This window comes from Brevundimonas sp. ALps5 (genome assembly GCF_058681645.1).
Genome location: NZ_CM178744.1, coordinates 1,285,511 through 1,305,000 on the forward strand (window position 1 = coordinate 1,285,511; position 19,490 = coordinate 1,305,000).

Annotated in this window: 18 protein-coding genes, 2 tRNA genes and 2 rRNA genes (1 of these 22 cut by a window edge); 4 read left to right on the plus strand and 18 right to left on the minus strand. The window is 66.9% G+C overall.

Annotation, left to right across the window (positions count from 1 at the left end; genetic code table 11):
- Positions 1–120: 120 nt before the first annotated feature.
- The 3 genes from rpsA to aroA form a co-directional block, all read right to left on the minus strand.
- Positions 121–1,824 carry a 30S ribosomal protein S1 gene (gene rpsA / locus ACW172_RS06100; RefSeq protein WP_492034295.1) on the minus strand — a complete coding sequence of 568 codons (1,704 nt, stop codon included), beginning with the start codon at positions 1,822–1,824 and terminating at the stop codon, positions 121–123.
- 175 nt (positions 1,825–1,999) lie between these two features.
- Positions 2,000–2,644: a (d)CMP kinase gene (gene cmk, locus ACW172_RS06105; RefSeq protein ID WP_492034296.1), complete on the minus strand. Its 645-nt coding sequence runs from the start codon at positions 2,642–2,644 to the stop codon at positions 2,000–2,002.
- Between the two features lie 2 nt (positions 2,645–2,646).
- Positions 2,647–3,882 carry a 3-phosphoshikimate 1-carboxyvinyltransferase gene (aroA, locus tag ACW172_RS06110; RefSeq protein WP_492034946.1) on the minus strand — a complete coding sequence of 412 codons (1,236 nt, stop codon included), beginning with the start codon at positions 3,880–3,882 and terminating at the stop codon, positions 2,647–2,649.
- A 235-nt stretch (positions 3,883–4,117) separates the two neighbouring features.
- Here aroA and ACW172_RS06115 point away from each other — a divergent pair, with 235 nt between their 5' ends.
- The 3 genes from ACW172_RS06115 (at position 4,118) to ACW172_RS06125 (ending at position 5,650) form a co-directional block, all read left to right on the plus strand.
- A complete protein-coding gene (locus ACW172_RS06115) occupies positions 4,118–4,582 on the plus strand; it encodes a TIGR02300 family protein (RefSeq protein ID WP_492034297.1) in 465 nt (154 codons plus the stop codon).
- A gap of 188 nt (positions 4,583–4,770) precedes the next feature.
- Positions 4,771–4,846 (plus strand) — tRNA-Ala (locus tag ACW172_RS06120).
- A gap of 330 nt (positions 4,847–5,176) precedes the next feature.
- Positions 5,177–5,650 carry a hypothetical protein gene (locus ACW172_RS06125; protein ID WP_492034298.1) on the plus strand — a complete coding sequence of 158 codons (474 nt, stop codon included), beginning with the start codon at positions 5,177–5,179 and terminating at the stop codon, positions 5,648–5,650.
- Between the two features lie 5 nt (positions 5,651–5,655).
- Here ACW172_RS06125 and ACW172_RS06130 read toward each other — a convergent pair whose 3' ends face one another.
- The 12 genes from ACW172_RS06130 to ACW172_RS06185 all read right to left on the minus strand — a co-directional run bounded on the left by ACW172_RS06130 (position 5,656) and on the right by ACW172_RS06185 (position 16,027).
- Positions 5,656–6,285, minus strand: coding sequence for an ATP-binding cassette domain-containing protein (locus ACW172_RS06130; protein WP_492034299.1), 630 nt, complete (start codon positions 6,283–6,285; stop codon positions 5,656–5,658).
- Positions 6,282–6,923, minus strand: a complete 642-nt coding sequence (gene modB, locus ACW172_RS06135) for a molybdate ABC transporter permease subunit (RefSeq protein WP_492034300.1) — start codon at positions 6,921–6,923, stop codon at positions 6,282–6,284. The genes ACW172_RS06130 and modB overlap by 4 nt, the downstream gene beginning before the upstream one ends.
- 67 nt (positions 6,924–6,990) lie before the next feature.
- Complete coding sequence (gene modA, locus ACW172_RS06140) at positions 6,991–7,767, minus strand: molybdate ABC transporter substrate-binding protein (RefSeq protein ID WP_492034301.1); 777 nt, start codon at positions 7,765–7,767, stop codon at positions 6,991–6,993.
- The gene (locus ACW172_RS06145) at positions 7,764–8,279 is read right to left on the minus strand and encodes a molybdopterin-binding oxidoreductase (protein ID WP_492034302.1); all 516 of its coding nucleotides are present in this window, start codon (positions 8,277–8,279) and stop codon (positions 7,764–7,766) included. Before ACW172_RS06145 ends, modA begins: the two co-directional genes overlap by 4 nt.
- Before the next feature lie 10 nt (positions 8,280–8,289).
- Positions 8,290–9,489, minus strand: coding sequence for a molybdopterin molybdotransferase MoeA (locus ACW172_RS06150; RefSeq protein WP_492034303.1), 1,200 nt, complete (start codon positions 9,487–9,489; stop codon positions 8,290–8,292).
- On the minus strand, positions 9,486–9,974 hold the full coding sequence (gene moaC / locus ACW172_RS06155; protein ID WP_492034304.1) for a cyclic pyranopterin monophosphate synthase MoaC: 489 nt from the start codon (positions 9,972–9,974) through the stop codon (positions 9,486–9,488). The genes ACW172_RS06150 and moaC overlap by 4 nt, the downstream gene beginning before the upstream one ends.
- Positions 9,974–10,540, minus strand: a complete 567-nt coding sequence (gene moaB / locus ACW172_RS06160) for a molybdenum cofactor biosynthesis protein B (RefSeq protein WP_492034305.1) — start codon at positions 10,538–10,540, stop codon at positions 9,974–9,976. The genes moaC and moaB overlap by 1 nt, the downstream gene beginning before the upstream one ends.
- Positions 10,533–10,982 carry a molybdenum cofactor biosynthesis protein MoaE gene (locus tag ACW172_RS06165; protein ID WP_492034306.1) on the minus strand — a complete coding sequence of 150 codons (450 nt, stop codon included), beginning with the start codon at positions 10,980–10,982 and terminating at the stop codon, positions 10,533–10,535. Before ACW172_RS06165 ends, moaB begins: the two co-directional genes overlap by 8 nt.
- A gap of 1 nt (position 10,983) precedes the next feature.
- Positions 10,984–11,238: a MoaD/ThiS family protein gene (locus tag ACW172_RS06170; protein WP_492034307.1), complete on the minus strand. Its 255-nt coding sequence runs from the start codon at positions 11,236–11,238 to the stop codon at positions 10,984–10,986.
- 2 nt (positions 11,239–11,240) lie between these two features.
- On the minus strand, positions 11,241–12,284 hold the full coding sequence (gene moaA / locus ACW172_RS06175; protein WP_492034308.1) for a GTP 3',8-cyclase MoaA: 1,044 nt from the start codon (positions 12,282–12,284) through the stop codon (positions 11,241–11,243).
- Positions 12,285–12,491: 207 nt separating this feature from the next.
- Positions 12,492–13,367: a tyrosine-protein phosphatase gene (locus ACW172_RS06180; RefSeq protein ID WP_492034309.1), complete on the minus strand. Its 876-nt coding sequence runs from the start codon at positions 13,365–13,367 to the stop codon at positions 12,492–12,494.
- 23 nt (positions 13,368–13,390) lie between these two features.
- Positions 13,391–16,027, minus strand: a complete 2,637-nt coding sequence (locus ACW172_RS06185; protein ID WP_492034310.1) for a TonB-dependent receptor — start codon at positions 16,025–16,027, stop codon at positions 13,391–13,393.
- 158 nt (positions 16,028–16,185) lie between these two features.
- On the opposite strand from ACW172_RS06185, the gene ACW172_RS06190 reads away from it, so the two are divergent.
- Positions 16,186–17,415, plus strand: coding sequence for a TetR/AcrR family transcriptional regulator (locus ACW172_RS06190; protein ID WP_492034311.1), 1,230 nt, complete (start codon positions 16,186–16,188; stop codon positions 17,413–17,415).
- 56 nt (positions 17,416–17,471) lie between these two features.
- On the opposite strand, the gene ACW172_RS06195 is transcribed toward ACW172_RS06190, so the two are convergent.
- The 3 genes from ACW172_RS06195 to ACW172_RS06205 form a co-directional block, all read right to left on the minus strand.
- Positions 17,472–17,548: transfer RNA gene (locus tag ACW172_RS06195), tRNA-Met, on the minus strand.
- 74 nt (positions 17,549–17,622) lie between these two features.
- Positions 17,623–17,737: ribosomal RNA gene (gene rrf, locus ACW172_RS06200) — 5S ribosomal RNA — on the minus strand.
- Between the two features lie 87 nt (positions 17,738–17,824).
- Positions 17,825–19,490 (minus strand): 23S ribosomal RNA (locus ACW172_RS06205) (it continues 1,116 nt past the right edge of the window).

Consider the following 19,490-nt stretch of genomic DNA (forward strand, 5'->3'; position numbering starts at 1 on the left):
GGTCGGCAAAGATCATTAATTGTACGCAACCTGACAGAGGTCATTGATGCTTGATCGGCAAAGAAAAAGGCGGCCGGATCGCTCCGGCCGCCTCCATTCTTTCTACCAGAAGGACTGAGATCAGTCCTTGCCGGCCTTCTCGCGCAGGGCCGCGCCGAGGATGTCGCCCAGCGAGGCGCCCGAGTCCGAGGACCCGAACTGCTCGATGGCTTCCTTCTCGTCGGCCATTTCCAGCGCCTTGATCGAGACCGAGACGCGGCGCGAGGCCTTGTCCACGGCGGTGATCTGGGCGTCGACGCGATCACCGACGGCGAAGCGCTCGGTGCGTTGCTCGTTGCGGTCGCGGCTCAGGTCCGACTTGCGGATGAAGCTGGAGACCGGAGCGTCGTCTTCGCCGAACTTGACTTCGATGCCGCCCGTTTCGATCGAGGTGACGGTGACGGTGACGGTCTGACCCTTCTTGTAGGTGTCGCCGTCGCCGACGGGATCGCCGCCCAGCTGCTTGATGCCGAGCGAGACGCGTTCCTTCTCGACGTCGACGTCCAGGACCTTGGCCTTGACCATTTCGCCCTTGCGGTAACGCTGGATGGCTTCTTCACCCGAAACCGACCAGTCGAGGTCGGACAGGTGCACCATGCCGTCGATATCGTTGTCCAGACCAATGAACAGGCCGAACTCGGTGGCGTTCTTGACTTCGCCCTCGACGGTCGAGCCGATCGGGTGGGCGGCGACGAAGGCGTCCCACGGGTTGTCCTGGGCCTGCTTCAGGCCCAGCGAGATGCGGCGCTTGGAGGCGTCGACGTCCAGAACGACCACGTCGACTTCCTGCGAGGTCGAGACGATCTTGCCGGGGTGGACGTTCTTCTTGGTCCAGGACATTTCCGAGACGTGCACCAGGCCTTCAACGCCGGCTTCCAGCTCCACGAAGGCGCCGTAGTCAGTGATGTTGGTGATGCGGCCGGTGTACTTGGCGCCGACCGGGTACTTGGCTTCCACGCCGTCCCAGGGGTCCGACTGCAGTTGCTTCATGCCCAGCGAAATACGCTGGGTGTCCGGATTGATCTTGACGATCTGGACCTTGACGGTGTCGCCGACGGCGAGGACCTGCGAGGGGTGCGAGACGCGCTTCCACGACATGTCGGTGACGTGCAGCAGGCCGTCGATGCCGCCCAGGTCCACGAACGCGCCGTAGTCGGTGATGTTCTTGACGACGCCGTCGCGGACTTCACCCTCTTGCAGCTGGCCGACCAGCTCGGTGCGCTGTTCGGCGCGGGCTTCTTCCAGGATGGCGCGACGCGAGACGACGATGTTGCCGCGCGGACGGTCCATCTTCAGGATCTGGAACGGCTGTTCCTTGCCCATCAGCGGGCCGACGTCGCGGACCGGACGGATGTCGACCTGCGAGCCCGGCAGGAAGGCCGAGGCGCCGCCCAGGTCGACGGTGAAGCCGCCCTTGACGCGGCCGACGATGGCGCCGTTGACCGGCACGCCTTCGGCGAAGACGACTTCCAGACGGGTCCAGGCTTCTTCGCGGCGAGCCTTGTCGCGGCTGATGACGGCTTCACCCAGGGCGTTCTCGACGCGCTCGAGGTAGACTTCGACGTCGTCGCCGACCTTCGGGATCACGGCGCCTTCGCCGATGCCGAATTCACGGGCCGGGATACGACCTTCGGTCTTCAGACCGACGTCGATGATGATGATGTCCTTTTCGACGCCGACGACGCGGCCGTGAACGACCTGGCCTTCGCCGAGGTCGCGGCCCTGCAGTTGTTCGTCGAGCAGCGCGGCGAAATCGTCGCGCGTGGGGTTATGGGTGTCAGACATGTAGCTCTGGTGTTTCCGAATGGGCTGAGGCGCGTGACCGGACGGCCCCGCGCGAGGTGGAACAGAAGTTGGGAATTCAATCGCGACGAGGCGAGTCCCAGTTGAAGCAACTGAAGCAGGACGCCCGCGGAAGCCGAGGATGGGAGCGTTGGATTTGTCCGTCAGGGCCCATGGCCTAACGGGCGCGCGCCGCCTCGACGATACGGCGGGCCGCATCGAAGGCGGTCTCTATATCCATATCGGTCGTATCCAGCAAGACCGCGTCCTCGGCCTGGACCATGGGGGCGGCGCCGCGGCCGGCGTCGCGCTCGTCCCTGCGGACGATGTCGGCCAGCATCTCGTCGAAGCCGATCTGGTCGCCGCGCGCGGTCAGCTGCTTCCAGCGGCGCGTGGCGCGGGTGTGGGGCGTGGCGGTGACGAACAGCTTGGCCGGGGCGTCAGGCGCGATGACGGTGCCGATGTCGCGGCCGTCCAGCACCGCCCCGCCCGACTGGCGCGCGAAATCCTGTTGCAGCTCCAGCAGGGCGGCGCGCACGCCCGGATAGCCGGCGATGCGGCTGGCGGCCTCTCCGGCCTCGCCCGTGGTCAGGCGCGGATTGTCCGAAAGACCCGAGACCTCCAGTGACCGGGCGGCGACCTCGGCGGCGGCTCCGTCGTCCAGCGAGCCGCCGGCGTCGAGCACCTTCAACCCCACCGCGCGGTAGAGCAGGCCGGTATCGAGATGCGGCAGGCCGTATTCGGCGGCCAGACGCGCGGCGATGGTCCCCTTGCCCGAGGCGGCGGGTCCGTCGACGGCGATGATGAGCGAAGGCGTAGTCACCGTTAACCGATAGACCCGCCGAGGCCGTTCATCAAATCGACGAAGCCGGGGAAGCTGGTGGCGATCATGTCGGGCTCGTCCACGGTCACCGGGGCGGCGGCGGCGAGGCCGAGCACCAGATGGCTCATGGCGATGCGGTGGTCGTGGGCGGTGTGGACCGTGGCGTCGCCCGGAACCGGACCACCGGTCACGAGGAAGCCTTCGGCCTCCTCCTCGACCGCGACGCCACAGGCGCGCAGGCCGTCGACCATCAACTTGATGCGGTCGCTCTCCTTGACCCGCATCTCGCCGACGCCGCGCATGACCGTCACACCGTCCGCGAAGGCGGCGATGGCGGCCAGGATCGGATATTCGTCGATCATGGAGGCGGCGCGCTCTTCCGGCACGACCACGCCCTTGAGCGCCGAATGGCGGGCGGTGATGTCGCCGACCTCTTCGCCGCCGCTCTCGCGACGGTTGGCGATGGTCAGGTCCGCGCCCATCTCGATCCAGGTGTCGAACAGGCCGGTGCGCAGCGGGTTCAGCATGACGCCCTCGACCGTCACCGAGGACCCCGGGACGATCAGCCCCGCCGCCAGCGGGAAGGCCGCCGAGGACGGGTCACCCGGCACGGCGACGGCGGTCCCGGTCAGGGGCTGACCGCCCTTGAGACGGATGATCCAGCCCTCGCCAGCCTCTTCGACGTCAACGGTGGCCCCGAAGGCGCGCAGCATCCGTTCGGTGTGGTCGCGGCTCTTCTCCGGCTCGGTGACCGCGGTCACGCCCTCGGCGTTCAGACCGGCCAGAAGAATGGCCGACTTGACCTGGGCCGAGGCGACGGTCTGGACGTGATCGATGGCTGTCAACGTCCCGCCGGTCAGGGTGGCGGGCAGAAGCCCCGCCTTTCCGCTCCAGTCGAAGGTCGCACCCATGCGGCTCAGATGGTCGGTGACCCTGCCCATGGGGCGGCCGCGCAGGGAGGCGTCGCCATCGAAGGTCGCGGTGATCGGATAGCCGGCCGCCGCGCCCATCAGCAGGCGCACGCCCGTGCCGGCGTTGCCGCAGTCGATGACCGAGGCGGGACTTTCGAAGCCGCCCTTGCCCGTCACACGCCATTTCCCGTCCCCCAGACGCTCGACCGTCGCGCCGAAGGCCTCGGCGGCCCGGGCGGTGGCCAGGACGTCATCGCCCTCCAGCAGGCCCTCGACCTCGGTCACGCCGGTCGCCATGGCGCCCAGGATCATCGAGCGGTGGGACATGGACTTGTCGCCCGGTGCGCGGACCGTTCCGGTCAGGGCCGAGCCGGGCTTGGAGGTCAGATGAGAGACGGAAGACACCCGCGTGGGCTCCGGAAAGAGAAAAATGGAGGGGGTGCGCCCCGCGATCGCGGCCGCAGTGCAGCCGCCGGGACCAAAGACGGCTTTTGACAGCGAGCCCCCACAGTGGCAAGGGACGCGACCGAAATCCCCACACCCAATCAAAGGCTCCCCTCACGTGGCCGATCCCCAACTTGGCGCCAAGCAGGTCTGTCCGAACTGCCAGGCCAAATTCTACGACCTGAACCGTCGTCCCGCCCACTGCCCGAAATGCGACACCGAGTTCGATCCTGAAGAAGCGATCAAGCTGCGCAGCCGCCGCGGCCGTCCGGGCGGTTACGCCGCCGACGACGCCGACGATCAGGTCGACGAGAAGAAGGTCTCGGACGACGAGGACGAGGAAGAGGACGTCGCAACCCCGGAAATCGACGAGGAAGGCCATGAGCCGATCCTGACGCCGGACGACGAGGACGACAGCGTCACCGACCCGACCGACGAGCCCGGCATGGGGTCCACCGACGGCGACGACGACGACGTCCTGGCCGACGATGACGACGACTCCGTGCCCTTCATCGAGGACGAAGACGACGACGCCTTCGACGAGGACATCGCCAAGGGCGGCGCCGACGACGACGATCTCTGATCGAACAGCGACATGCCGGAAGCCGGGCCCAACCCGGTTTCCGGAGCTTGCGCGAGACCTTCAGAAGGCGGCGGAAAATAAAATCAGAATCGGGCTTGATCGAAAAATCGGCCTGACATACTAACGCCGCCTCGCCGGGGACCACAGGGAACCGGACGACACCCACCGGGGGATCAAACCTTCGGAACGGGGCTTTAGCTCAGCTGGTAGAGCGCTTGCATGGCATGCAAGAGGTCAGCGGTTCGACTCCGCTAAGCTCCACCAATTTCCTGGGGGCCGACAGCATCGCTGTCGGCCCCCTTTGCTTTTCGGCCCCCTCAAAAGTCCCACGCGCGCCGCGCCCTCGACTGTCAGTTGGGGTGGCGAGATCCGCCGAAAATCTGTTGGGCTCGGTAAGCGCCAGTCCGACACCTGGCCCCAAATTCGTAAAACACCGGTATCCCATGTTGATTTCCGGGTCTATCCATGGTCGGTTCACATCACAACCGAAACGAGCGCACGCCAGACCGCGCTATCAACCATCTCATCAAACACCGTGGGTTTCCGAGGTTGGGCCGCGCGCAGGCTTCAAAACAAACGTGACTGGAGACCCCGATGGCTGAAGGCTGGAAATCTCCTGCGACAATGATTGCCCTCGCGGGTCTGGTTCTATCTGTGGCCGCCTTTTCCACCGGCCGTTTTGATCAGGGCAGGCTGGCCAAATTGGAGGAAAACAAACTGCAGCTTGAACAGCTGCGGACCGATCTGGACACCGAGATACGAAAAAACTCAGAAGACAGAGAGGCAAGAAGAGCCGCTATATCGGAACAGAGAAGAAAAGAACTTCAAAGTGAACTTTCAGAAGTTCAAAGAAACATCGCCATAAGCCAAGATATGGCTTCAGAGCAATTGGAATTGCACGATCTTAAAATTGAGTTGGCCAATTTTGTTGATTCTGGCCTCAACTATCGAGCCGACGCCACACGTCGAAAGATCGACTTACAGAAGGCAAGATTAGACGACCTCCAACATGATCTGGAAACGCTACAGCATCGCCGTAGCGAGTTGGAAAAGCTTCTGAGCCCCTGATCTGGTCAGACTGACCGCCCGCGATCCAGCATCAGGACGGTCTCGGCCAGGGCGGCGACATCGCGGTCGTCGTGGGAGACCACGATCATCGGCGTCTTCACCGTGTCGCGCAGCTTCACCAGATACGGAATCAGGGCCTGACGCCGGCCGTCGTCCAGCCCGGCGAAGGGCTCGTCGAGCAGCAGCAGGCGGGGGCGCGGCAGAAGCGCCCGGGCGATGGCCACACGACGCATCTCTCCGCCCGAGAGGCTTGTCGGGCGGCGGTGCGCGAAGCCCTCCAGATCGACCAGTTTCAGGGCCTCGGCGACCGTCATCGGGTTCGCCGCCCAGCGGGTCCCGAAGGCGACATTGCCGCCGACCGACAGATGCGGGAACAGCCGCCCGTCCTGAAACACATAGCCGAGGCCACGCTGATGCGGCGGCGGGGCCAGCCCCATGGCCGTATCCACCAGCGTCCGGTCGTCGACCGTCAGCCGGACCTCCTCAGCCGGGATCAGGCCCGCCAACCCCTGCAGCAGGGTGGTCTTGCCCGCCCCCGAGGGGCCGACCAGGGCGATCGCCTTGCCCGAGGCCTCGAAGGCCGCGTCGAGGGCGAAGTCGCCGCGCCGGGCGCGCACCCAGAAGGAGACGCTCATGCGCCCCTCCGGCTCAGGGCGCGGCGGTTGATCCATTCGGCGATGACGAGGGCGCCCACGGACACCAGAACCGACAGCAGGGCCAGCCGCAGGGCCGCCTGTTCCCCGTCCGCACGCTGCAGCACCGTATAGATGGCGACCGGCAGGGTCTGGGTCTCGCCGGGGATGGAGCCGGCGAAGGTCACGGTGGCCCCGAACTCCCCGAAGGCCCGGGCAAAGCCCAGCACCGCCCCCGCGACCAGCCCCGGGGCGGCCAGCGGCAGGGTGACCCGCGTGAGAACCTGTAAAGGCGGGGCGCCGAGCGTGGCGGCCGCCTCTTCCAGCCGCCGATCCACCGCCTCCAGCGACAGCCTGAGCGGCCGCACGACCAGCGGCAGGGCCATGACCCCCGCGGCCAGGGCCGCGCCGGTCCAGTGGAAGGCCAGGGTCACCCCGAAGACGTCGTGCAACCAGCCTCCGACCGGTCCCCGAACCCCGAAGACGATCAGCAGGACCAGCCCCGTGACCACGGGCGGCAGAACCAGAGGCAGGTTGACGAGGGCCTCGACCAGCCATTTCCCGGGAAACCGCCCGCGCGCCAGCAGCAGGGCCAGTCCCAACGACACCGGAACGACGCCGAGGAGCGAGGCCGCCGCCACCTTCAGCGACAGCCACAGGGCTTCGGTTTCAAATGGAGTCAGGGACGCGAACAGGACCGGCGGCTCCTCAGCTCAGGGGCTCGAAGCCGTAACGGCGGAAGACGGCGCCCGCCTCGACCGTCGGCAGCCAGCGCAGGAAGGATTTGGAGGCCTCGGGCGCTCCGGTCCGCATGGCGGCCGGATAGACGATACGGGGCTGTTCCGAGGCCGGCGGTTCCTCGACCACCCGGACCCCGGCCGCGCCCACCGTGTCGCTGCGGTAGACGACACCCAGCCGGGCCTCGCCCCGGGCGACGAAGCCGCGCACGGCCCGGACGTCGGCGGCGGTGACGAGCGAGCCCTGCAGCCCGTCCCAGACGCCCCGCGCCTTCAGCCAGTCGCGGGCATAGGCGCCGGCCGGAACGCTGTCGGGATCGCCGATAACGAGCTTGCCGCGCGTCCGCTTCAGCCAGACCAGCGGGTCGCCCTCGATGCGCGCGTCCGGCGCGGCGACCAGCACCAGCCGGTTGCCCAGCAGGTCCTGACGGCTGTCCAGATTGATCCGGTGGGCGGCGGCCAGACGGTCCATCCACGGGGTATCGGCCAGTATGATCACATCAGCGGGCGCCCCGGCCTCAACCTGGCGCGCGATCTGGCCGCTGGCGGCGAAGGACAGGCGGACGGTCTGGCCGGTCTTGCGCCGCCAGATCCCGGCGAGCTCGGTCAAGGCGTCGGTCAGGGAGGCGGCGGCGAAGACGGTGACCGGAGCGGCCGTCTCCTCCTGCGCCCGCGAACAGGCGGAGGCCACCAGAAGCATCCCCAGCAAGGGGGCGGTCAGAGCGGCGCGGCGCGAAATCCCGCTCATGGATGCGCCGGGGGGACGGGAAAGCGCACGATCTGGAACGCCGAGACCTGACGCACAGAGCGAGCGGGGCGGACGTCGCCCTCGGCCACCAGCCGGAACGGCCCGTCCTCGGCGGTCAGGGGCGCGCCGTCGACGGTGTCGGCTAGGATGATCCGGTTGGTCCGGACGCCCGGGTCCAGCTCGGCCAGACCGAAGACGACCGTATAGCCGTCGGCGGCCCGCACCACGACCGCCTGGGCCAGGGCCGGGCCGCGCAGGGCCGGACCAGTCTCCACCCCCGTCACCTTCAACACATCGATCAGCAACGGCCCTTCGAAGACATGGGTCTCACCGTGGATCGTCAGCGGGACCGAGACCCGGGGCAGGGCCGCGATATCCGGCGCCTCCAGCATCCGGGTCGCGCCATCGACCCCGGTCACCCAGACAGGCAGGTCTGCAGATTGAGCCGCTGCCGAGCCGGCAAGGGCGGCGCAGACGGCGAAACCGGCGAGGAGAAAACCGCGATTGAACATGGCGCTGACCCTAGCCTCTCGGACGCAGAATTTCGACGATCGACCCCAGAGGCGCGGCCGGGGCGAAGGGCGGACGCCGAACCAGAACCTCGGCCTGGGCCATGACCGAGACCAGCGAGGAATCCTGATTGGGGAAGGGCGTCACCCGCCGCGCGCCGTCCCGGCCGGTCTCGATGCGCGCACGCATATAATGGTCGCGCGGGCCGTTGGACGGCAGGGCCTCGGCGAGAATGGCCGTCTCGAACCCCGTCTCGCCCGTCCCGCCCTGAAGCACCGTCAGGATGGGGGCGAGGAAGAGCTCGGCACAGACCAGGGCCGAGGCCGGATTGCCGGGCAGGCCCAGCACCGGCCGCCCGTCGGGCAGGAGGGCGAACCAGACCGGCTTGCCCGGCCGCATGGCGCAGCCTTCGACCTGAAGCTCGGCGCCCATGGCCCGGAGTGTGGGCTTGACCCGGTCGTGGTCGCCGACCGAGGCCCCGCCGACGGCGACCAGAAGGTCGAAGCCCGCGCCCTCGATCAGGGACTGGATGTCGGCGTCCTCGTCGCGCGCGGGCCTTAGCGGTTTGGCCACCCCGCCCTGACGCCCGATGAAGGCGGCGAGACCCGGTCCGGCCGAGTTGTAGATCTGATGCGGGGCGGCGGCCTGACCCGGCTCCACCAGCTCGTCGCCGTTGGGCAGGATGGCGACGCGCGGTCGGCCGCCGCAGACCAGCCGCGCCCACCCCGCCGAGGCTGCAAGGGCCAGCCGCCAGGGATCAAGCCGCACCCCCGCCTCCAGCAGGACCTGCCCCTCGCGGAAGTCGCCGCCCCTGGGACGGACGTAGCCGGCCGGACCACGCGCGGCCTCCAGCACCACATGGTCGCCGTCGCGCCGGGCCTGTTCCTGCACCACCACATAGTCGGCGCCCGCCGGCAGGGCCGCGCCGGTGAAGATCCGCGCCGCCTGACCCGGCTCGACGGACAGGTCCACGGGCCGTCCCGCCGCGCTCTCGCCGACGATCTCCAGCCGCGCCTCGCGGGCGACGTCGGCGACCCGCACCGCCCAGCCGTCCATGGCCGAGGCGTCAAAGGGCGGCTGGTCGCGCATGGCCCGCACCGGCTCGGCCAGCCGACGCCCGTCGGCCTCGTGCAACGGCACGGAGATCGTCCCCAGCGGCCGGGTCGCCGCCAGCATGGCGGCGCGCGCCGCCTCCACCGTAGGCAGGCTCATGCGCGGGTCCAGTCGCCCGAGGCGCCGCCGGACTTGGCCAGCAGCAGCACCTGTTCGATGACCATGCCGCGATCCGCCGCCTTGAGCATGTCGTAGAGGGTCAGCAGGGCCACCGTCGCCGCCGTCAGGGCCTCCATCTCCACCCCGGTCTGCCCCCGGGTCCGCACGATCGCCGTGACCTCCAGCCCAGCTTCGTCGGCGGTCGGCTCGACCGAGACCTTGACCGAGGTCAGCATCAGGGGATGACACATCGGGATCAGGTCGCCGGTCCGCTTGGCCGCCATCACCCCGGCGATCTCGGCGACCGCCCGCACGTCGCCCTTCTTCCCGCCACCCGACAGTGCGAGCGCCAGGGTCTCCGGCGCCATGACGATCCGGCCGCGCGCGGTGGCCTCACGCGCCGTCTCGGCCTTGTCGGAGACGTCGACCATCCGGGCGCGACCGTCGGCGTCGATATGGGTCAGGCGGGAGGGGTCGTCCGGCATCATCGCTCCAGCAGCCGGGGCATCAGTTCGACCATGTTGCAGGGCCGGTGCCGGCTGTCGAGTTGCCAGCGGATGACCTTGTCCCAACCGTCGCGCACCGCCCCGTTCGAGCCCGGCAGGCAGAAGACGAAGACCCCGTCGATGATCCCCGCCGTCGCCCGCGACTGCAGGGTCGACAGGCCGACCGTCTGGTAGCTGACCTGATGAAAAATCACGGAGAAGCCGTCGATCCGCTTGTCGAACAGCGGCTCCAGCGCCTCGGGCGTCACGTCCCGCCCGGTCAGGCCCGTGCCGCCTGTGGTGATGACGACGTCCGCCGCCCCCGCTGAAATCCACGCCCTCACCTGCGTCCGGATGGCGCCGATGTCATCCGGGACGATGCCGCGCGCGGCGCAGACGTGTCCCGCCTCGACGATGCGGTCGGCGAGGATCCGGCCCGAGGTGTCGCTCTCCTCGTCGCGTGTGTCCGACACGGTCAGGACCGCGATCCGCACCGGCGTCAGCGGGCCGTCCAGAAGCTTGCCGGCGGGGGCGGGAAGGATGTCGGTCACTGGCGCGTCAGTCATTTGGGGTCTCCCAGCGGGCGAGGTCGGCACGGTCCTGATCGCGCGGCTCGACCCAGCGCGAACCGCCCGGGCCCTCCTCCTTCTTCCAGAAGGGAGCGCGGGTCTTGAATTGGTCCATCAGGAAGTCGCAGGCTTCGAACGCCGCCCGGCGATGGGCCGCCGCGACGGCGACGAAAACGATGGGCTCCCCCACCGCGATCGGGCCCCAGCGGTGCACAGCCAGAATGTCGTGCGCCTCGAACCGCGCCCGCGCCTCGGCCTCGATCCCTTCCATCACCGTCTCGGTGAAGCCCGGATAGGCGTCCAGCACCAGCTGCGCGATCCCGTCCCCTCCCCGGGTCAGGCCGGTGAAGCTGACGACCGCTCCGGTCGCCTGACGACCGTGCGAAAAGGCGTCCAGCCACTCGCCGGGGGACAGGGGCTCGGTCTGGATACGGATCACCTCAGCCCCCGCTGACCGGCGGCCCGAAGGCGATCTCGTCCGAGGCCTCCAGCGGCAGTTCGTCGCCGCGCTCGCTCCGGTGCAGCATGAGCGCGTTTTTGATCACCAGGGTCGTTGGGTGATCCAGCCGATCGGCCAGCCCCGGATGATCCGCGACCAGCTTCGCCCTCAACGCGCCCAGGGTCGGGACGTCGATGACGCTTTCGCTCCAGCCGGTCAGATCGCGGAAGACGCCGAACAGTTTCACCGTCGCCATCCTCAGCCCCCCGTCATCGACATCGGCCGCGCCACGGCGGGCGCCGCCCCGGGCCGGTCGATATGGAAATCATGCCCCTCGGGCTTACCGCCGACGGCCGCGCGGATCGCCTCGCGCAGCGGTTCGTCCGTATGCGGATCGTCTCGCAGCACCGGCCGCAACGCCACGCCGTCCTCGCGTCCCAGGCACAGGACCAGATCGCCGGTGCAGGTCACCCGCACCCGATTGCAGGCCTCGCAGAACCGATGGCTCATCGGGGTGATGAAGCCGAGAACGCCGCCCGTCTCCTCGACCCGGACATAGCGGGCCGGCCCCGCCGTGCGCCGCGCGATCGGCGTCAGGGTCCATTGCGCCTCGAACCCGGCGCGCACCTCCGACAGCGGCAGATACTGGTCTGTCCGGTCGATCCCGGTCTCGCCCAGCGGCATGGTCTCGATCAGGGTCAGCCCCATGCCCCGACCATGAGCCCACCGCACCATCCCGGCCAGTTCGCCGGCATTGTCCCCCTTCAGGGCCACGGCGTTGATCTTGACCTCCAGCCCGGCGGCCTGAGCCGCGTCCAGCCCGGCCATGACCCGCGCCAGGTCCCCGCCCCGGGTGATCCGGCGATAGGTTTCGGGATCGAGCGTATCCAGCGAGACATTGATCCGCCGCACGCCGTGGCGGGCCAGATCTTCCGCGTGTTCGGCCAGCCGCGTTCCGTTGGTGGTCAGGGTCAACTCATCGAGGTCGCCCGATCGCAGATGGCGCGACAGTCCCGCCACCAGATCCATGAACCCCTTGCGCACCAGCGGCTCGCCGCCGGTTAGCCTGAGCCGTCGCGTGCCGAGACCGATGAAGGTCGTGCAGAGCCGGTCCAGCTCCTCCAGCGTCAGCAGATCCTCGCGCGGCAGGAAGGTCTGGCGTTCGGCCATGCAGTAGACGCAGCGCAGGTCGCAACGGTCGGTGACCGAGACGCGCAGATAGTCGATCCGCCGTCCGAACGGGTCGATCAGGGCGGATCGATGAGGCGCCATGGACGGGACGGACTGGAACAGGATCGTCATGCCGATCGCCCTTCCCGTCTCATAATCCGCTCCTTTCGCGCCTCGAACGCCCGACATCGCATTTCCGGCTCCCACATGAAACCTCGGCCTTTGGACAGGGTTCGCACGACAGCCCCCACAGGTTTCAAGCTCCGACGTCGGACAGCCCCAAACGCACAACGCCCCCCGGCGGAACCGGGGGGCGTTCGCCTGTCATCAGTCCGGGGATCAGACCAGGTACAGGGCCTTCAGGCGCGCGATGTCAGCCGCATCGACGCCCAGTTCGCGGTCGAGATAGACCTCGACCGAGCCGTAATCGCGGTCGATCAGATCGAAGACCGCCTGCAGGTAGCGCTTGTCCACGCCCATGAAGACGGCGCGGATATCAGCCGGAAGTCGCATGAAGGCGGCGGCTTGCGGATTGGCGGCGACGGCCTCCGGCGAGGCGTCGGGGCGGTAGTACTGATTGGACAGCTCATAGTCCGTCAGGATGGTCTCGCGCGGCACGCCGAGGGCCGACAGGATCAGGGCCGTGGCCATGCCCGTCCGGTCCTTGCCGGCCGAGCAGTGATAGAGGACTGCCCCCTCACCGCGCAGCAGCTCCTCGAACAGGGCCCGCTGTTGCGGCCGTTGCGACTTCAACATCTCCGGATAGGAGGCCGCAAAGACCTCCCGCGCCCGGTCCGCCGTCGGCATGCCGCCCTGGAACAGGGCCGCGAAGCCCAGGGTGTCCATGGAATAGTCGAAGGCGGTGATGGTCGGGGCGTTCGCATCGGTCCAGATCGTCGGCTGGGCGCGGCGTTCCTCAACGGTGCGCAGATCGTGGATGGAGCGCAGGCCGCGCGCCTCCAGCAGGGCCTTGTCGTGTTCCGTCAGGTGCGACAGCTCGGCCGTCCGATAGATCAAGCCCCACTTCACCATGCGCCCGTCAGCGGTACGATAACCGCCGATATCACGGGCGTTCTGCACCCCCTCCAGCGGCAGGAGGCGCGAATGCTCCTGCGATTGGGCTTGTGCGGGGGCGGGTACGGTCTGGGCGAAGGATGCCTGGACCGGGGCGACGGCCAGCATCAGGGCTGCGGCGCTGAGAAGAAGCCTCTTCATCTCGGTGTCCTTTCTTTTCGGGATCAGAAGCGGAAGCGCACGCCGGCCAGATAGCGGCGGCCGATCTGCTCGACCTCGGTCGGGTGCTGGACGTCGCCCTCGTAGGCGACATAGGTCTCGTCGGTCAGGTTGTTGGCGTCGAAGTAGAGCGAGGCGTTCCCGGTAACCGCATAGCGCAGCGACAGGTCGACGTTGTCATAGGCGTCGCGCATCTGGTCGCCGAAGCCGGCGAAGTCGAGCGTATCGATCCAGGCCGAGCGCCACTGGTAGCTGAGGCGCGCCGACAGGCCGAAATTCTCGTAGAACAGCGAGGCGTTGACGATGGTGCTCGACACGCCCGGGAAGGCGACGGTGCGGCCGTCCGGAGCCTCGAAATCGCCGTCCAGCAGCGACAGATTACCCTGGAAGCCGAAGCCGCTCCAGGCGCCGGGCAGGAAGACGAACTGCTGCATATAGGCCAGTTCCACGCCGTACAGCTTGCCCTGGCCGCCGTTCAGGGTGGTGACGTAGTCATAGCCCGTGCGGTCCAGACCCGGAGCGTCGAACAGATCGCCGGTGACCTTGGTCTGGCTGTCGAACAGGACATTGTCGACGTTGCGATAGAAGGCGCCGGCCGAGGCCAGGCCCGAACCCGGCAGATACCACTCCAGCGAGACGTCGCCGCCCCAGGTGCGTTCCGGCTCCAGATACGGATTGCCGGCGGTGACCCGGCGGCCGATATCGTCGATCGAGGCGCTGGTGCGCACGACCGAGAAGGAGGGACGCGCGATGCCGGTCTGGGCCGACAGGCGCAGCACGATGTCGTCCTTCAGGTCGAACTTCACATTGATGCTGGGGAAGAAGCTCGTGTCGTCCTGGCTGGTGTTCACCGGGGTGAAGCCGCCCGTGCCCGGAACGAAGCCGCCGATGTCCTGGGCCATGTGTTCGACGCGCAAACCGGCGACGATCTGGGCCGGACCGGCCTGGAACCTGGCCATGGCATAGCCCGAGATCAGGTCCTCGCCGATGACATAGCCGCCGTTCTTCGGCGTCAGGGCGGCGGGGTCGTAGAGGCCGGCGGTCTGGAGCTTGCCCAGGATGGCGTCGATGTCACGACGCATCGCGGTGTTGTCCACCCAGTTGATGCCGAAGCCGAGCGGGAAGCCGGTGCGCCAGGGCTGGCTGGTGACATAGTCGGCGGCGTTGAAGGTCGCCCCGATGCGCGGTAGCAGGCTGTTGAACACCAGGACCGTGGAGGTCGAGACGGCGGCGCCGGCGACATCGCGGCTGTCATACTCCAGACCAGCCGAGACCTGGACCTCGCGACCGCCCAGATCCAGGGTGCGGCTGACGTCGGCCTTGTAGACCCAGCTCTCGGTGTTCACCTGGCTGACGATCGGGATCAGGATGTTGACCGTCGGATTGCCCTGGCTGAGCGTGGTCCGCGCCGCGCCCCGGGTCAGGCCCGTCGGACCGACGGCGGTGTCATAGAGGGTGACCAACGGCAGGTTGGGGTTGGAGCGGTCATAGGTCAGCGACGGCGCCGAGCGCGGATCGACCCACATCTGGCGCATCAGCGGCAGGTAGGTGCTGTTCTCGGTCTCGGTATAGTTGATGCGCCAGGCGACGTCCCAGCCGGCCATATGATGGTCGCCGCCGAGCGTCGTGATCCAGTTGTCGTTGCGGTATTCGCCGTAGTTGAAGGCGCCGGTGACCGGAACCCCGACCAGGCTGCCCGTGGTCGCGCCGATGGTCCCGCGACCGGCGGCGGCGGCCTGACCCAGCTCGAGCACATACTGGTTGCGCTCCTCGTCATCGTTGAAGTTCGAATAGAGGGTCTTCAGGAAGATCTCGTGGCCGTCCGCCGGACGGAAGGCCAGACCCAGCATCGCCGCCTCGCTGGATCGGGTGACGCGATAGTTGCGGATGTCGAAGGTGGTCGGCAGGCCGGTCGTCGCATCATAGGCGAACTCGCGGTTATCGGTGATCTGCTCGCGCTCATAGTGGGAGGCCGCGGCCATCACGCCGAAGCGGTCACCGGACCAGGAGGCGCGCAGGGCCGCCTGTTCCTGGGGACCGCCGCCCAACTTCATCTCGCCGTAGCCGAGGTCGCCCTGGGCATGCAGGCCGCTTCGGTCGAACGGGGAGAAGGTGCGCAGATTGACCCGCGCCAGAATGGCCTCGCCCGGCAGGTCGGGCGTCAGCGACTTGTTCACTTCCAGCGCGCTCAGGATCACGGCCGGGACGGCGTCGAAGCGGAAGGCGCGCGAGACGCCGCCTTCGTCGACGCCGATGATGTTGACGCCGTCGACCGAAACGCTGGTCCAGCGGTTCGGACCGCCGCGGACCTGCAGATAACGTTCCTGGCCCTGGTCGCGCTGGACGGCCACGGCCGGCAGGCGGGCGAGGGCCGCGGCCGAGTTCTGGTCGGGGAACTGGCCGACGGTGTCGGCGGCGATGACATTGATCAGATTGTCGGCATTGCGTTGCTGGTTCAGAGCGGCGCGCTGGCTGCCGACGATGGGGCGGGCGGTGACGACCACGTCGTCGACGGCCTGGGCCTCATCCTGGGCCGTGGAGGCTGCGGCGGTCTGGGCCTGGGCCGTACCGGCGAGGAGGGCGATGGCGGCGACGCCGCCGCCGAGAAGGAAACGCAGGACACTGGAACGATTGTTGGACATGGCGACACCCCCGACGCGACTGGATGGCCGTCCGTTTAGAACGCTTGTTTCGCTGTTTCAGAACAGTTGTTCTCGATCTCCGCGACGCTATTGCGAAGGTTGAGCGACAAGCCGCGGCCAAGGTTGCCCCGGACGCCACGGCCCGGCACACAAGGATCATGTCGAGATCGTCCGCCTCCCCGCCTTCTTCCCTGGACAGCCGCACCACGCGGGCCGGAGACATCATTGAGGCCTATCTGGCCCAGATGGCCGAATCGGGAATCGCGGGAGCCACCGCGCGGGTCGTGGCGGCGCGGGCCGGAGCCTCCCCTTCGGCCATCAACTACCACTTTGACTCTCTGGAACGATTGTACGGCATCGCCCAGCTTCAGGCGATCACTGAAACCCGCGGCTGGCTCATGGCGCGGCTGGCCGAGGCCGAGGCCGGGGCGCCCTGGCCTCCCGCCGCCTTTCCGCCCTTCGCGACCGCCGTCATCGACGACTGGTGCACGCATCGGCGCGTCCTCGCCCAGGCAGAGGCCTGCGATTCCGCCGCCATGGCCTGGGAGGTTTCCGACACCGCCGGCCAGTGGATCGGCCTGTGGGACGAATTCTGGGCCGTCGCCCTGCCCCGCTTCTCCTTGCCGGCCCACCTCGCGCCCGTAGCGGCCGCGGTCCTCCAGTCCGAGCGGTTTGGACACCTCGCGCGCTGGCGCGCCCCGCATGACCGGGCAGGGCTGGAGGAGGTCTGCGTCCGCCTGACCGCGCGGCTGTCGGGCGACACCGAACTCCTTGGCCGGTCCGCACCGTGGCGGACGGCGGCCGAGGCCCTGTCACAACGCGCGACCATCTTTCCGCCTCTGGCGGGGGCCGCGGCCAAGATCGCCCAGGCGGTGGTCGAGGCCGTCGACGAGGGCGGCGAGGGGGCCCTGACGCACCGCGCCACGGCGATGCGGGCCGGCCTGAGCCTCGGGGCCGTGACCCACCACTTCCCCACGCGCACCGCCCTGATGGCGGCCGGCTACGCCTGGCTCTATCAGAGCATCGTCGCCTCGGCCCAGAGGGCGGGAGCCGTCAGCGCGGACCACGACGACCTCGGCCGACACATCCTGACCTTCCTGGCGGTCGGGCAGTCGGCGCCGCGCGTCCGGGCCTTCGAAACCTTCTTCTTCTCCGCCACGCGGGATCCGGCCCTGGCCGATTTCGCGGCCCGGGTTCGCTACAGCCGCGGCGCGACCACCTTCAGCTTCCTCGGCCCCGTCACGCCCTGGCTGACGCGACTGGACGCCCTTCTGATCTCGCACTGGATTTCCGGCGCCGCGCGCCGTTCGTCGGCCGACCCGGACGGACAGGGCGCGGCCGAGCGGGCGATCCCGGCTTTTGCAGGCCTGCTGTTTCCGCGGCCTTGAGGATCAGGCGTGGAACGCAAAACGCCCCGCTGGGATCAGCGGGGCGTTTTGAAGTTTGGGTGCGGGAGCAGGATTTGAACCTGCGACCTTCAGGTTATGAGCCTGACGAGCTACCGGGCTGCTCCATCCCGCGGCAAACGGTAGTGTGAAGGAAGGTGTTCGAGAGAGCTCGTGAAGAGCAACATTACAGAGATATCCGCCTGGTAGACCCGGCGGCGACCTACTCTCCCATGCCTTGAGACATAGTACCATCGGCTCTGGAGGGCTTAACGACCGAGTTCGGGATGGGATCGGGTGGGGAACCTCCGACATAGCCACCAGGTCAACCAGGAGGATATCGACTGTAATGAGAAGACATTGTCATCTTCGGCGCGCTGCCGAAGGAAAATCGAATGAGTTTATCTGAGAAACGATCAAACCGATCGGATTATTAGTACCGGTAAGCTTCATGCGTCGCCGCACTTCCACACCCGGCCTATCAACGTGGTAGTCTTCCACGATCCTCAGCGAAGCCTTGTTTTGAGGTTAGTTTCCCGCTTAGATGCTTTCAGCGGTTATCTATTCCATACTTAGCTACCCTGCTGCACAGCTGGCGCCATGACAGGTACACCAGAGGTATGTCCATCCCGGTCCTCTCGTACTAGGGACAGATCCTCTCAAGCTTCGAACACCCACGGCAGATAGGGACCAAACTGTCTCACGACGTTCTGAACCCAGCTCACGTACCACTTTAATCGGCGAACAGCCGAACCCTTGGGACCTGCTCCAGCCCCAGGATGTGATGAGCCGACATCGAGGTGCCAAACTTTGCCGTCGATATGGACTCTTGGGCAAAATCAGCCTGTTATCCCTAGAGTACCTTTTATCCGTTGAGCGATGGCCCTTCCACTCGGGACCACCGGATCACTATGGCCGACTTTCGTCTCTGCTCGACTTGTCAGTCTCGCAGTCAGGCGGGCTTATGCCATTGCACTCGACGACCGATTTCCGACCGGTCTGAGCCCACCATCGCGCGCCTCCGTTACACTTTAGGAGGCGACCGCCCCAGTCAAACTACCCACCACGCCATGTCCCGGGACCGGATAACGGCCCTCGGTTAGACGTCAACGACAGTAAGGGTGGTATTTCAAGGATGGCTCCACCGGTGCTGGCGCCCCGGCTTCATAGCCTCCCACCTATCCTACACATACGGTCGCTAACGCCAAGGCGAAGCTATAGTAAAGGTTCATAGGGTCTTTCCGTCTGACCGCGGGAACCCCGCATCTTCACGGGGAATTCAATTTCACTGAGCCTATGCTGGAGACAGTGGGGAAGTCGTTACGCCATTCGTGCAGGTCGGAACTTACCCGACAAGGAATTTCGCTACCTTAGGACCGTTATAGTTACGGCCGCCGTTTACCTGGGCTTCAGTTCGACGCTTTCACATCTCCCTTTAACCTTCAGGCACCGGGCAGGCGTCAGACCCTATACGTCGCATTGCTGCTTCGCAGAGCCCTGTGTTTTTGCTAAACAGTCGCTACCCCCTGGCTTGTGCCACTCTACATAGGTTGCCCTTAGCAGAGTCACGCTTATTCCGAAGTTACGCGTGCAATTTGCCGAGTTCCTTCAGCATAGTTCTCTCAAACGCCTTGGTATGCTCTACCTGACCACCTGTGTCGGTTTCGGGTACGGTCTCTGCCAGAGTTATTTCCAGGGACAACTTCCCTGCCAGGACAATCCAATAAGCCCTGACAAGTTGCGCCATCCGTCACTTCTGGCTGGTGCAGGAATATTTACCTGCTTCCCATCGACTACGCTTTTCAGCCTCGCCTTAGGGGCCGACTAACCCTGCGCAGATTAGCTTTACGCAGGAACCCTTGGTCTTTCGGCGGGAGTGTCTCTCACACTCCTATCGTTACTCATGTCAGCATTCTCACTTCCGATACCTCCAGCCAGGCTCACGCCTGACCTTCACCGGCTTACGGAACGCTCCGCTACCGCGCACATAAGTGCACCCATATCTTCGGCGACTGGCTTGAGCCCCGTTACATTTTCCGCGCAGGATCGCTTGATCAGTGAGCTGTTACGCTTTCTTT